The 13,828-nt window shown below is 41.5% G+C and carries 13 protein-coding genes and 2 tRNA genes; 11 read left to right on the forward strand and 4 right to left on the reverse strand.

The features are described 5' to 3' along the window. The first annotated feature begins 108 nt into the window (after window positions 1-108). From fucP to AAW12_RS03080, 8 genes are all read left to right on the forward strand, one after another. Complete coding sequence (gene fucP / locus AAW12_RS03045) at window positions 109-1,374, forward strand: L-fucose:H+ symporter permease (protein WP_046672140.1); 1,266 nt, start codon at window positions 109-111, stop codon at window positions 1,372-1,374. A gap of 10 nt (window positions 1,375-1,384) precedes the next feature. Next, a complete protein-coding gene (locus tag AAW12_RS03050) occupies window positions 1,385-1,717 on the forward strand; it encodes an L-rhamnose mutarotase (RefSeq protein WP_046672141.1) in 333 nt (110 codons plus the stop codon). A 2-nt stretch (window positions 1,718-1,719) separates the two neighbouring features. Next, window positions 1,720-3,378, forward strand: a complete 1,659-nt coding sequence (locus AAW12_RS03055) for a UxaA family hydrolase (RefSeq protein WP_046672142.1) — start codon at window positions 1,720-1,722, stop codon at window positions 3,376-3,378. 49 nt (window positions 3,379-3,427) lie between these two features. Continuing rightward, window positions 3,428-4,741: an alpha-L-fucosidase gene (locus AAW12_RS03060; protein ID WP_046672174.1), complete on the forward strand. Its 1,314-nt coding sequence runs from the start codon at window positions 3,428-3,430 to the stop codon at window positions 4,739-4,741. A 2-nt stretch (window positions 4,742-4,743) separates the two neighbouring features. After that, entirely contained in the window at window positions 4,744-5,508 is a 765-nt protein-coding gene (locus AAW12_RS03065) for an SDR family NAD(P)-dependent oxidoreductase (RefSeq protein WP_046672143.1), read from the forward strand. Window positions 5,509-5,549: 41 nt separating this feature from the next. Then, entirely contained in the window at window positions 5,550-6,407 is an 858-nt protein-coding gene (locus AAW12_RS03070; protein ID WP_046672144.1) for a fumarylacetoacetate hydrolase family protein, read from the forward strand. Window positions 6,408-6,432: 25 nt separating this feature from the next. Further along, window positions 6,433-7,260 (forward strand): amidohydrolase family protein, encoded by an 828-nt coding sequence (locus tag AAW12_RS03075; RefSeq protein WP_046672145.1) that lies wholly within the window; start codon window positions 6,433-6,435, stop codon window positions 7,258-7,260. A gap of 182 nt (window positions 7,261-7,442) precedes the next feature. Continuing rightward, the gene (locus AAW12_RS03080) at window positions 7,443-8,234 is read left to right on the forward strand and encodes an SDR family oxidoreductase (RefSeq protein WP_046672146.1); all 792 of its coding nucleotides are present in this window, start codon (window positions 7,443-7,445) and stop codon (window positions 8,232-8,234) included. 241 nt (window positions 8,235-8,475) lie between these two features. On the opposite strand, the gene AAW12_RS03085 is transcribed toward AAW12_RS03080, so the two are convergent. Together AAW12_RS03085 and AAW12_RS03090 are read right to left on the reverse strand one after the other, a co-directional pair. Further along, window positions 8,476-8,548, reverse strand: a tRNA-Phe gene (locus AAW12_RS03085). 42 nt (window positions 8,549-8,590) lie between these two features. Further along, window positions 8,591-8,663: transfer RNA gene (locus AAW12_RS03090), tRNA-Phe, on the reverse strand. A 188-nt stretch (window positions 8,664-8,851) separates the two neighbouring features. Here AAW12_RS03090 and mnmA point away from each other — a divergent pair. The 3 genes from mnmA to AAW12_RS03105 all read left to right on the forward strand — a co-directional run bounded on the left by mnmA (window position 8,852) and on the right by AAW12_RS03105 (window position 11,788). Beyond that, complete coding sequence (gene mnmA, locus AAW12_RS03095) at window positions 8,852-9,943, forward strand: tRNA 2-thiouridine(34) synthase MnmA (RefSeq protein WP_046672147.1); 1,092 nt, start codon at window positions 8,852-8,854, stop codon at window positions 9,941-9,943. A gap of 185 nt (window positions 9,944-10,128) precedes the next feature. Beyond that, window positions 10,129-11,193: a PA0069 family radical SAM protein gene (locus AAW12_RS03100; protein ID WP_046672148.1), complete on the forward strand. Its 1,065-nt coding sequence runs from the start codon at window positions 10,129-10,131 to the stop codon at window positions 11,191-11,193. Window positions 11,194-11,245: 52 nt separating this feature from the next. Further along, entirely contained in the window at window positions 11,246-11,788 is a 543-nt protein-coding gene (locus AAW12_RS03105) for a GNAT family N-acetyltransferase (protein WP_046672149.1), read from the forward strand. Window positions 11,789-11,858: 70 nt separating this feature from the next. Here AAW12_RS03105 and AAW12_RS03110 read toward each other — a convergent pair whose 3' ends face one another. Next, window positions 11,859-13,277 carry an amino acid permease gene (locus AAW12_RS03110; RefSeq protein WP_046672150.1) on the reverse strand — a complete coding sequence of 473 codons (1,419 nt, stop codon included), beginning with the start codon at window positions 13,275-13,277 and terminating at the stop codon, window positions 11,859-11,861. Between the two features lie 387 nt (window positions 13,278-13,664). Further along, entirely contained in the window at window positions 13,665-13,826 is a 162-nt protein-coding gene (locus AAW12_RS25995; RefSeq protein ID WP_083295845.1) for a FeoB-associated Cys-rich membrane protein, read from the reverse strand. Window positions 13,827-13,828: the final 2 nt, after the last annotated feature.

The following is a 13,828-nucleotide window of genomic DNA, read 5'->3' on the forward strand; positions in this document are numbered from 1 at the left end:
GTTTAGCTATGGTAATATAGCTTAATAATTTGATAATATACTTGAATATTGTCTAGCATTTTTAAGCTTATTTTACATTAAATAACTACTTATAACCATTTGAAAAATATGACGAATAAAAAGAGTTACGCATTTGCCTTGATTTTGGTGACATCCTTGTTCTTTTTCTGGGGATTTATTCATAACCTAGATCCAATCTTAATTCCGCATTTGAGGAATGCATTTAGCTTATCCCATTTCCAGGCTTCCTTAGTCGATTCGGCTGTATTTATTGCATACTTTGTGATGGCGATTCCTGCGGGAATTATCATGAAAAGATATGGCTATAAAGCTGGTATCCTGATTGGATTGATCTTTTTTGCCATTGGCTGTTTTCTTTTTGTACCGGCGGCCAATACGATAAGTTATGTTTTCTTTTTGGGGGCATTGTTCGTTGTAGCTTGTGGTCTTACCATTCTGGAAACCGCTGCAAATCCGTATGTAGCGATTTTGGGTGATCCCGCTTCTTCGGCGCAACGGCTTAATTTTGCGCAGTCCTTTAATGGACTAGCAGCCTTTGTTGCTCCGATTTTTGGTGGAAAATTTATTTTATCACATGAACCCAAATCACAGGCGGAACTTGCGCAAATGGCTGAACAGGCAAAGATTGCGTATATTCAGTCGGAAACAGCTGCTGTAAAATTGCCTTATGTAGTATTGGGAATATTGATTTTATTGATCGCTGCCTTGTTTTTCTTTACCAAATTACCTGATATCAAAGATGCCGAGGAAGAGAGTAGAGCTGGTTTCTTTCACGCATTACGTCATAAAAATGTGCGTTGGGCCGTGGTGGCTCAGTTTTTCTATGTTGGAGCGCAAGTCTGTATTTTAAGCTTCCTGGTATTGTATGCAACAGAAGCTGCCGGCATATCGGGTAAGGATGGTGCCGATTATGCTGGGTTTGCGGGATTGGCTTTTATGTTGGGCCGGTTTATCGGTACGTTTTTTATGCGTTTTGTATCGGCATCTAAACTCCTGATCATCTATTCCGCTATAGCGATCGTTCTATCGCTATTTGTTATCTTCGGATCAGGTATTCAGACCTTGTATGCGTTGATCGGTATTGCATTCTTTATGTCTATTATGTTTCCGACAATATTCGCGTTTGGTGTACAAGGTATCGGTGCCGATACCAAATCTGCTTCCAGCTTGATCGTCATGTCTATTGTTGGTGGTGCTTTGTTACCTCCAATTTTGGGCTTTATCTCGGATAAAACAGGACATTTCCAGTATGGCTATTTTGTGCCATTGGTTTGTTTTATTATTGTCTTGTTGTTTGCTTTCCAAAATAGAAATGTCAGTATTGCGGAAACCGAAAATCTTAAATCACATTAATTAGTTAGTAATGAAAAGATATGTCATGGCTTTAGATCTTGTGGACGATCCACAATTGATCAAGGAATATGAGGATTACCACCGTGAGGTGTGGCCGGAAATAAAACGTTCGATTCTGGATGCAGGTATTCTGCAGATGGAGATCTATCGTTTTGAAAATAGATTGTTTATGAACATGGAGGTGGGTGAAGACTTTTCATTTGAGAAAAAATCGGCTATGGATGCTGCCAATGAAAAAGTACAGGAATGGGAACAGCTGATGTGGAAATACCAGGCGGCCATTCCGGGGGCAAAGCCAGGTGAGAAATGGGTAATGATGACCAAAATATTTGAATTAGTATAATTATGGCTATACAGCGCTATTTACAGATCCATCCAATGGATAATGTCCTTGTTGCATTACAGGACTTGGCTGCGGGAACAACGATTGTTTTTGAAGGTAAGGAATTTACGTTAAAGCAGGCTGTTGCTGCCAAACATAAATTTACCATCCAGCCAATGGAACAAGATGCCGAAATACTGATGTACGGTGTTCTGGTTGGGAAATTGAACACACCCTTAACGGAAGGGGAACTCATTACCACTGAAAACTTGCGCCATGCGTCTGAAGATTTTAAAATGGGCAATCGCAAGACAGCCTGGACAAAACCTGATGTTTCTGCATTTAAAGATAAAACGTTCAATGGATTCCACCGTTCAAATGGGACTGTTGGAACGGCCAATTACTGGTTGGTTATTCCATTGGTTTTTTGCGAAAATAGAAATGTTTTGACCCTGAAGGCTGCTTTTGAAGAAAAGTTGGGCTATAAAGTAAAAGCCAATAATTACGTGTCTGAGGTAGAAGATCTCATTAGCTTATATAAGTCTGGTGCTGATGTAAATGCGATTCTTAATCAGGATCTACTGGCTAATTCGACTTCCAGTGAGCAGGAACGCCTGTTCAAAAATGTCGATGGAATCAAGTTTTTAAACCATGAAATGGGCTGCGGCGGAACCCGCATGGATTCGGATGCCTTATGTGGTCTTTTGGCTGGTTATATCACCCATCCGAATGTGGCGGGGGCAACGGTATTGAGTTTAGGATGTCAGCATGCGCAGGCTTCCATTCTGAAGGCTGAAATTGAAAAGCGGAACCCGGGTTTTGATCGCCCGCTGTATATTTTCGAACAACAGAAAGAAGGAACTGAAAAGGAGCTTATGCAAAAGGCTATTAAGGCAACTTTTGCGGGAATGATGCAAGCGGATAAAAATGAGCGCAAACCAGCTACATTGGACAAATTGTGTATAGGTCTGGAATGTGGTGGTTCGGACGGATTTTCGGGCATCTCGGCCAATCCGGCGCTCGGTTTTGTTTCAGATATTTTAGTGACTTTAGGCGGATCGGTGATTCTGGCGGAGTTTCCTGAATTATGTGGTGTGGAACAGGAGTTGAGTGACCGTTGTATCGATGAGCCAACAGCGGAGCGTTTTATGTCGCTGATGCGTACTTACAACGCAAAAGCTGAAGCTGATGGTTCGGGTTTCTACATGAATCCTTCTCCAGGGAATATTCGTGATGGCTTAATTACTGACGCGATCAAATCTGCTGGGGCTGCCAAAAAAGGAGGAACCTCACCTGTTGCGGCAGTGATTGATTATCCTGAATTAGCGAATGGTCCTGGATTGAATCTATTGTGTACTCCTGGTAACGATGTGGAAAGTACAACTGCAGAAGTGGCAGCAGGTGCCAATATCGTCTTGTTTACGACGGGCTTGGGTACACCTACAGGTAACCCGATTACACCGGTTGTGAAACTTTCCACAAATACCAAGACTTTTGAGAAAATGCCTGATATCCTGGATTTGAACTGTGGTACCATTATCGAAGGTACAGAGACTATTGAGGAAGCCGCACACCGTATTTTGGATTATGTAATAGAAGTTGCTTCTGGTGAAGTGAAACCGAAGGCGGTGTTGTTGGGGCAAGACGATTTCATACCATGGCGTAGAGGTGTTTCTTTGTAGTTGGGTATAACGAGTTTATTGAATATCCATGACAACTAATCATTTACATATGAAACTTAAACATGTAATCTGTGGTTTAGCCTTGCTGATGGGATCAGTATCCGCGAGCTATAGCCAGCAACATTATCAACCGAGTCCCGAAAATCTGAAAAATAGGGAATGGTTTGAACAATCTCGGTTTGGTGTTTTTATCCATTGGGGGGTATATAGTGTGCTGGGGGATGGTGAATGGGTCATGAACAACCAGAATATCAGTTTGGATGAATATGCATTGCTGCCTAAATTTTTCAATCCAATTTCCTTTAATGCGAAAGAATGGGCGAAGTTATTTAAACAGGCAGGGGCAAAGTATATCACCTTTACGACCAGACATCATGATGGATTTTCGATGTGGAACAGCCAGGTTTCGGACTATAATGTGGTGAAGAAATCTCCCTTCAAACGCGATATTGTGAAAGAGTTGGTGGAAGCTTGCCGTGCCGAAGGGATAAAAGTGATGTTCTACTATTCGCTTTTAGACTGGCACCGGGATGATTATCTACCTGTTGGTAAAACGGGTGGTGGCATTGCGGGGCGCGATTCAACAAAAGGGGATTGGAATCATTATGTCCAGTTTATGAAAAGCCAATTAACGGAGCTGTTGAGCAACTACGGTGAGATCGATGGGATCTGGTTTGATGGTCATTGGGACAAGCCCAATGAAGATTGGCATTTCAAAGAAATCTATGAATTGATTCATACGTTACAGCCACAATGCTTGGTAGGTAATAACCACCATCTGGCGCCATTTGAAGGTGAAGATTTTCAGATGTTCGAACGTGATTTACCCGGGGAGAATACTACTGGGTTCGGCACGAAAGCGCATGATGTTGGGAAACTACCGAAGGAAGTATGTGGAACAATTGCAGGATCGTGGGGATTTGAGCTGAAAGATCGGACACGAAAATCCTTTCAGGAAGTGCTGAAATACCTGGTCAAGGCAGCTGGTCATGGTTCCAATTTATTGCTCAATGTTGGTCCGATGCCAAACGGTGAGATTCAGGACTATCAACAGGAGCGCTTGAAAGAACTTGGAAAATGGCTATCGGTGTATGGTGAAACAATCTATGGAACAGCGGGTGGGGCGGTGTCACCAACAGACGATTATGCGTTGACAAAAAAAGGAAACCAAGTGTATCTACATGTGTTTAAAACGGATAAAAAGGAATTGTTGATTAATAACCTTCCTTATCAGGTGAAAAAAGTAAGCACATTTATCGGAAAGAAAGAGATTAAGTTTAGTCATAAGAACAATAGTCTACGCTTGGATTTGCCAACATCGACAGATGAAGCAGATTTGGTATTGACATTAACAATTAAATAACAATGGGAAAATTAGAACAAAAAGTAGCTGTAATTACCGGTGGTGGTAGTGGGATAGGCCGTGCGATCAGTCTGCAATTTGCTGCAGAAGGAGCAAAAGTTCATATTCTGGATTTGAATGAAGATGGCGGTAAGGCTGTAGTTGATGAGATCTTGGCTTTGGGTGGTCAGGCTGCATTTAATCGTTGTAATGTAACTGATCAACAAGAAATTACTGCTATAGCACAAAATATCGGAAAAATTGATATTTTAGTAAATAATGCTGGTATCGCTCATGTTGGTAATTTGGAAAATTGTCAATCAGAAGATTTTGAGCGTGTTTTTAATGTGAATGTTAAGGGAGCTTATAATGCATTGCATGCTATTGTGCCGATGATGAAGGCGCAGGGTTCGGGAGCAATCCTTAATCTAGCATCCATAGCTGCATGGGTTGGTATCACGGATCGTTTTGCGTATTCGATGAGCAAGGGGGCTATTTACGCGATGTCAATGTCTGTAGCACGGGATTACATGGCCTACGGTATTCGTTGCAATAGCATTTCGCCTGCACGTGTACATACGCCATTTGTCGATGGATTTATTGCGAAGAATTATCCTGGAAAAGAGGAAGAAATGTTTGAAAAACTATCAGCAAGCCAACCAATAGGCCGCATGGCGCAACCGGAGGAAATTGCCAAATTAGCACTTTTCCTGTGTAGTGACGATGCTGGATTTATTACTGGAAATGACTACCCTATTGATGGTGGTTTTATTAAATTGAATAATTAAAAAGCTAAAAATAAAATATCTATTATCTCAATACTATAAAAATGAAATTAATACGTTTTGGAGCTCAAGGCAAGGAGAAAATCGGTGTTCAGATCGATGGTGTAAATTACGATGTAAGCGCATTTGGTGGTGATTACAATGAACAATTCTTTGCAGAGAATGGTGTAGCCCGTTTAGAAGAATTTGTGAAGGCAAATGAAGGTAAGTTGATTGAAGTTCCTCAAGGCGAACGTATCGGAGCACCTTTTGCCCGCCCATCCAAAATTGTTTGTATTGGATTGAACTATTTAGACCATGCCAAGGAAACAAATGCACCAATTCCTGCTGAACCGATCATCTTTATGAAATCGACCACTTCGTTGGTAGGTCCATACGATAATGTGATGATTCCGAAAGATTCTGTAAAAACAGATTGGGAGGTGGAATTCTGTATCGTGATCGGTAAAAAAGCTTCTTATGTTGAAGAGCATGAGGCCTTAGATTATGTAGTTGGTTATGTGTTGCATAATGATGTTTCCGAACGTGAGTATCAGCTGGAACGTGGCGGTACTTGGGATAAAGGAAAAGGATGTGATACGTTTGCGCCCATGGGACCTTTCATGGCGACAAAAGAGGAAATCAAAGATATCAACAATGTACGTCTATGGTTAAAGGTAAACGGAAAGACGTACCAAGATGGTAATACCAAGGATTTAATCTTTTCGGTGGCGCATGTGGTATCCTATGTGTCTAAATTTATGACTTTGTTGCCAGGAGACGTGATATCAACAGGTACTCCGGCAGGGGTAGGCTTAGGATTTAACCCACCGATTTATTTGAAGCCTGGCGATGTGATCGAGTTAGGAGCTGATGGTCTTGGAGAGTCCCGTCAGACTATGGTAGCGTATTCAAAAAATTAATTGCTCATCAGGTTTTCTTTTCATTATGCGTATAGATACCCATCAGCATTTCTGGAAATTCGATCCAATTAGAGATAGTTGGATTACCGAAGAAATGCAAATCATCAGACGTGATTTCACCCCTTTGGATATTCAATTTGTGCTTGAACGAAATGGATTTGGAGGGAGTGTTGCTGTTCAGGCGGATCAATCCAACGAAGAGACTGCTTATTTGGTTCAGCTGGCTAGTGATTATCCTTTTATTAAAGGCGTAGTGGGCTGGATTGATCTTCAAGCAGCGGATATTCGACAACAGTTGGATGGCTATCAATCAGCTACGGTCATCAAAGGATTTCGTCATATTGTTGAAGGAGAAGCTGACCCTGATTTTCTCATTCGCCCTGCGGTATTAAACGGGCTGAAGGCCTTAGCAGATTATGGTTATACGTATGATCTGCTCATCCGTCCACGACATTATGCGGCAACGTTGGATTGTGTGCAGCAAAATCCAAATCTTCAATTTGTATTGGATCATATTGCCAAACCGCCGATCAAGTCGAAAGCATTTGATGAGTGGGCGGCGTTTATCGATGCGCTATCTGCCTTTCCGAATGTCGTATGTAAAGTTTCGGGACTTGCAACAGAGGCCGATTGGGAAGGATGGAAACTTGATGATTTTAAGCAATATCTGGAGCATATCTTTGCACGTTTTGGAAAGGAGCGAATTATGTACGGGTCAGATTGGCCGGTATGTCTATTGGCGGCATCCTACGAAGAAAGCATTGCCATCGTTGAAGATAAATTAGGTCAATTTACAGCTGCAGAGAAGAACGCATTTTGGGCAGAAAACGCTATACGCGTATATAATCTATAAAAGGAAAAACTTCAGCATGTTATGAAAGGGAAAAATAACATGCTGGAGTTTTTTTATTGGCCATGAAGCTGGATAAATGGGCTTAATGACGTCAATATAAATTAATCAATAACCAGAGAACGAATTCATTGTTGCGAAATGTTAAGCACAATCAATGAAACAAACCATTCAATAAAAGTATTATGGATCTTCATTTAAGAGATAAAGTTGTTATTGTTACCGGCGGAGCAAAAGGAATCGGGCGGGCTGTAGTCCACGCGTTGGCTAAAGAACAGGCTATTCCTGTCATTGTTGGCCGTAAAGAAGCCGATAATGAAAAAGTCAAGGAAGAAATAAAGCAATTTGGTGTGGATGCACTCTGTATTGAAGCAGAGTTGTCTAAGCCCGAAGATTGTGAAAGAGCCGTTCAAAAGACATTGGAAGTGTATGGGCGGATCGATGGTCTGGTGAATAATGCCGGACAAAATGATGGTGTTGGATTGGCATCGGGCAACTATGAAAAATTTGTTGCTTCGCTGCATAAGAATTTAATTCACTACTATCTGATGGCACATCACGCTTTGGATGCGTTGAAAGCATCTAAGGGCAGTATCGTGAATATTTCGTCCAAAACTGGTGAAACAGGGCAGGGCAATACCTCGGCTTATGCGGCATCCAATGGTGGACGTAATGCACTTACGCGCGAGTGGGCCGTAGAATTGTTGCCTTACTCGATTCGTGTAAATGCCATTATCGTGGCAGAATGTGCAACTCCCCAATACGACACCTGGATTCAAACCTTATCAAATCCGGAAGAGACATTGAAAAAAATTACGGACCGCATTCCATTGGAGCATCGCATGACCACAGCAGAGGAAATCGCCGATACAACAGTCTTTTTGCTGTCTGATAAGTCCAGTCATACAACCGGCCAATTGATTCATGTGGACGGTGGCTATGTGCATTTGGATCGGTCGATTATCGCTGAATCGTAGCGGAAAAGCGATTGGGTTTTGGAAATTAAACTTGGGTGTTTTTTTCAATGACAACGCCGGTTCATTTCCAAAATCCATGATCTTTTTTTGATAATATCCCTCAATCAATGAAAATAACACCCATTGAACTCAGGCAGTAGGGGTATAATGAATTTTCTATACGGCGGAGATGTGGGGGATGTTATATGAAATGCAGTTAGCTAAAACAAAAAAAGCTTGTTCAATGAACAAGCTTTTTTTGTGGTGCCACCTGGGTTCGAACCAGGGACACAAGGATTTTCAGTCCTTTGCTCTACCAGCTGAGCTATGGCACCAGTTGACCTTTTATTTAAATCTGTGATCATCAGATTGAAGCGTGGTGCCACCTGGGTTCGAACCAGGGACACAAGGATTTTCAGTCCTTTGCTCTACCAGCTGAGCTATGGCACCGCTTTTTTGCTACGGGTTTGTTCCCCTATTGCGATGCAAATATAGTCCGATAATTTGAATTCTAAAACTTTTATGCCGATTATTTTCGTACTTTTTTCGAACGTGTTGATTTTGATCGAGATAAAATTACAAGAAACTAACATATTGGAAAAGGAATAAGCTGTATCTTTGCGTTTCAATAATTAGAGATGAGTAAAAGAGGAAGAGTTTTAGTTGCAATGAGTGGAGGGGTAGATAGCTCCGTTGCTTCTGTCATGCTCCACGAACAAGGATATGAGGTTATCGGTATCACGATGAAGACATGGGATTATGCATCCGCAGGTGGCTCGTCGAAAGAAACCGGATGTTGTAGCCTTGATAGTATCAATGACGCTCGTACATTAGCCGTAAACTATGGTTTCCCTCATTATATATTAGATATACGTGATGAGTTTGGAGATTTTGTGATTGACAATTTTGTAGAAGAATATATTGCTGGGCGCACGCCTAACCCATGCGTGTTGTGTAATACCCACATTAAGTGGGAGGCTTTGATGAAACGCGCTGACAAATTGGATTGTGAGTTTATCGCTACCGGGCACTATGCTAATATTCGTATGCACGACAATGGTCGCTATGTGATATCAAAAGGTAAGGATGAAAACAAAGATCAATCGTACGTTTTATGGGGCGTGTCACAAGAAAATCTTGCCCGGACACAGTTTCCGTTGGGATCTTTCACGAAAAAGGAGATTCGTCAGATGGCTTTGGATATGGGACAGAAGGAATTGGCCAATAAGTCGGAGAGTTATGAAATCTGTTTCGTTCCTGACAACGACTACCGTGCGTTTTTGAGACATAAGGTGCCAACGTTGGATCAACAAATTGGTCCCGGTAACTTTATTCTTTCCGATGGTACTGTCGTCGGTAAACATATTGGTTACCCTTATTTCACCATCGGTCAGCGTAAAGGATTAGGTATTGCCTTGGGGAAACCGATGTTTGTGATTGAGATCCTTCCGGAAAGTAATACGGTCGTATTGGGTGAAGAACATGAACTTGAAAAGTCACATGCTTACGTTCGTAATGTGAACTTTGTGAAATATGCCGGTCTTGATCAACCGATGGAAGCAATTTCAAAGGTACGTTATAAAGATTCTGGTGCTTTGTCGACCATATCCCAAGAAGGCGATAAAGTGCGTATTGACTTTGTGCACAATGTAAAAGGTATTGCCCCTGGACAATCGGCCGTGTTCTATGAAGGAAATGATCTACTCGGTGGTGGTTTCTTAATGAAATAAATAGAAGCTGAACTGAGATCTAGGATAAGAATTTTAATCCCTATACTGTCGATGCAGTATAGGGATTTTTATTTGGTTTAAAATACGCTTATTTGGACTTCAAACTAGAAGATATTCGCTTTCCCTCTTTGTAAAATTGAGAAATCTTAATTTGTTTTTACTAATAATTTTAGTAATTTTAACTTATGAATTCATCGGAATATTTCAAGGGCAGAGGGGCACAGATCAATCCCAATAACAAATTTTTTTCTAACCAATACGTGCAGGAACATGTGGAAGGGCTGGATGAGGAATTTTTGGGGACCGAGAAAACTCAATTTATTCCGACACATCCAAAATCCATTATATCCAAATCAAATAGCCCGGATTTACGTTTTGAAAGATCCATTAATCCCTACCAGGGCTGTGAGCATGGGTGTATTTATTGTTATGCGCGTAATTCGCATGAATACTGGGGCTTTAGTGCTGGGTTGGATTTTGAGCGTAAGATCTTGGTAAAACACAATGCGGCTCAGCTTCTCGAACAGGAGTTTAGAAAATCGAGCTACCAACCCGATTTGATTATGCTTTCAGGCAATACAGACTGTTATCAACCGATTGAACGGAAGCTGGGTATCACACGCTCGCTATTAGAATTGATGGTCAAATACCAGCATCCGGTCTCCATCATCAGCAAAAATGTACTGATGCGGCGGGATTTTGATCTTTTGCGCGAGCTCGCAGCGCACAATCTGGTTTCCGTTGCCGTAACTATCAATTCGCTGCGCGAGGAAGTACGTCAGAAAATGGAACCTCGGACTGCTACAGCATCTGCCCGGTTGAAACTGATCGAGGGATTGGCTGGGATAGGTGTTCCCGTTATGCTGATGATAGCGCCCATCGTTCCGGGTATCAACAGTGATGAGATTTCAGATCTGATTCGTTCGGGAGCAGATGCGGGAGCCATTACGGCCTCCTATACCATCGTTCGGCTCAATGGACAGATCGGTGGTATCTTTAAAGATTGGCTCTATCAGAACTATCCTGATCGTGCTGAAAAGGTATTACATTGGATCGAAGCCTGTCATGTTGGAAAAATTAACGATACCGATTTTGGACGGAGGATAAAGGGGGATGGCCATATGGCCGAGAGTTTACAGCATTTATTTAAGCTTTCTGTCAAGAAATATATGAATAATGGGACGCTTCCATCCTTAAGAAGGGATCTTTTCCGCTTACCCGATGCGGGAACGCAGTTGGGCTTATTTTAGTTATTGTTGTCAAATGGTAGCATTAAATTAAGCCATTTGTGTAATTTTAAACATGGAAATTAGAACAGAACGGCTCAAGCTTAGATCCGTAGAGAAAATAGATTTGGAAAAGATCCATTCCCTATTAATGTATCCTGAATCTGCATTATTTAATCCGAGTGGATTTCCGGATGGAATAGCCCATACAGAGCAAATGGTGGAAGCTTGGTCGGCGCAATTCAATGAATTGAATGCCAGAAAGGATTATACCTTTTATATAGAAACCCTTGAAGGGAAAGAGTTTATTGGTCTAATTAATATCAGTGTTGTCAAGCTGCGCTATCGAAATGCAGAAGTATGGTTTAAGCTTGTTCCGACAATGTGGAATAAGGGCTATGCAACAGAGGCATTGAACCGAATCTTGACATTTGGTTTCAGGGAACTTAATTTTCATAGAATTGAGGGTGGTTGTGCTGTTGGAAATATCGCTTCCGCTAAAGTAATGGAGAAAGTCGGCATGGTCAAAGAGGCGCGCAGACGGAAAATTTTGCCGTTAAAAGATGGTTGGAGCGACAATTATGAATTTGCTATTCTCGAGGAGGAATACCTGCATTAAATTTTAGTAAAAAAGCCTGATTCATGCAATGAATCAGGCTTTTTTATGGACAAGATCAAGGTTCTGTGAACTAAGATTTCTTTCTTTTGATCAATACATAACTCACATAGAGTAATATAAGCCAAGCAGGGATCAATTCTACCGGAAGTTTCATTCCTGTTATCCACATGATGCCAAGTACAGCGATCAAAAAGATCAGACAGATATAGTTACTTAGGGGATATAGAAAGGATGGAAACTTTGTCCGTAAGTGGGCATCGAGTTTATTTTTTCTGAAATACAAGTGTGTAATGGATATCATCACCCAGTTGATAATCAGTGAAGAAACCACCAGCGACATCAGGATCTCTAAGGCATTTTTAGGTGCTACATAGTTGATAAATACACAGATCGCCGCGAATAGTGCCGAGACTAAAATTGCGTTAATAGGCGCATGATTCTTGTTTAGTTTTGATAAAAAACGGGGTGCATTTCCCTGTTCTGCCAGTCCATATAACATTCTGCTATTGCTGTACACGCTGCTATTATAAACAGATAATGCAGCGGTAAGGACAATAAGATTTAGCGCATTTGCAATAATTTTTGTGAAATAAAAGGTCTTTCCAAAGATCGTAAATTCAAACCCATTGAGTTTGTCAAACACCAGCACAAAGGGACTTGTATCGGCGGTGATATTTGTCCACGGTGTCAAAGAGAAAAGAATAATCAATGCACCTACGTAAAAGATTAAGATCCGATAGATAACCTGGTTGGTCGCTTTGGGGATGTTCTTTTCGGGATGCTCGGCTTCGGCAGCAGTGATGCCCACCAACTCTAGACCACCGAAAGAAAACATGATCAATGCTATGGCGGAAAGAAGGCCTTCAAAACTTCCATCCGCTGTTTGGCTGAACCAACCTTTTGGGAAGAAACCACCATGTGAAGTCAGGTTGCTGAGACTTGCCTGCTCACCTCCAGTACCGCTTACCAATAAGTATGCACCAAAAACAATCATGGCAATGATTGCAACAACCTTGATAATGGAAAACCAAAATTCCGTCTCGCCATAAATTTTTACTGAGGCAAGATTAAGGGCGTTGATTGCAAAGAAGAAAAATAAACTTGATGCCCATAAAGGTATTTCGGGCCACCAAAATTGTACATAAACGCCTATCGCTGTGAGTTCGGCCATGCTGACTAAGATATACAGGACCCAATAGTTCCAGCCCGAAGCATAACCCGCAAAAGAACCCCAGTATTTATTGGCGAAGTAGCTAAAACTTCCTGAAACAGGTTCCTCAACAACCATCTCACCCAACTGGCGCATAATAAAAAAAGCAATAATTCCGGCGAAAGCATAGCCGAGGATAACGGCCGGCCCAGCCAATGTGGCAGCCTTCCCGATACCTAGAAATAAGCCCGTTCCGATTGCACCACCTAGGGCAATTAATTGAATATGTCTGTTTTGAAGTCCTCTTTTTAACTCCTCCTTATTGTTCTGTTTCTCCATGTGTATGGTTAATACGGTTACTAGTCTGTTTTAATCTGATCCTCAGATACGGAAAAACCCATGAGGCTATTTGCTCCCGTCAAGGATCGTTTGAGCAAAATCAATGACACCAGAAGAATTACCTGTTTATCGTAAAGCTTCCCAGCGAACGATTTGCCCTAAGCGCATAAAGTTAATAAAACACTTAGGTATTTGTGCACATTCTGTTGTGGTTTTAATGTATTTCGTTGTTTTTTTATAAACAATAGCGGGGGGGCTGTTTGGCTCAGAAATAGAAAGCGCCGTAATTTGGAAATACGGCGCTTTATGAATTAGTAGCTAGTGTGATTTTTGGCCACCCTAACTAATAACGAAATCTTATTTGTAAATGCTACTCAAAAAGATAAATTAATTTGCTTTTTGTGTTTTTTCTACGCCGCAGTCGCATCCGCAGCCTTTCGAGCAGCTCGACTTGCCCTTTAGTGATTTTCGGACATTTTTAACGACATACCATACAGCCGCCAAAACGAGCATTCCTACGATGAGATATTGTACTGTTAAATTATCCATAG

Source organism: Sphingobacterium sp. Ag1, assembly GCF_000988325.1.
Classification (GTDB): Bacteria; Bacteroidota; Bacteroidia; order Sphingobacteriales; family Sphingobacteriaceae; genus Sphingobacterium.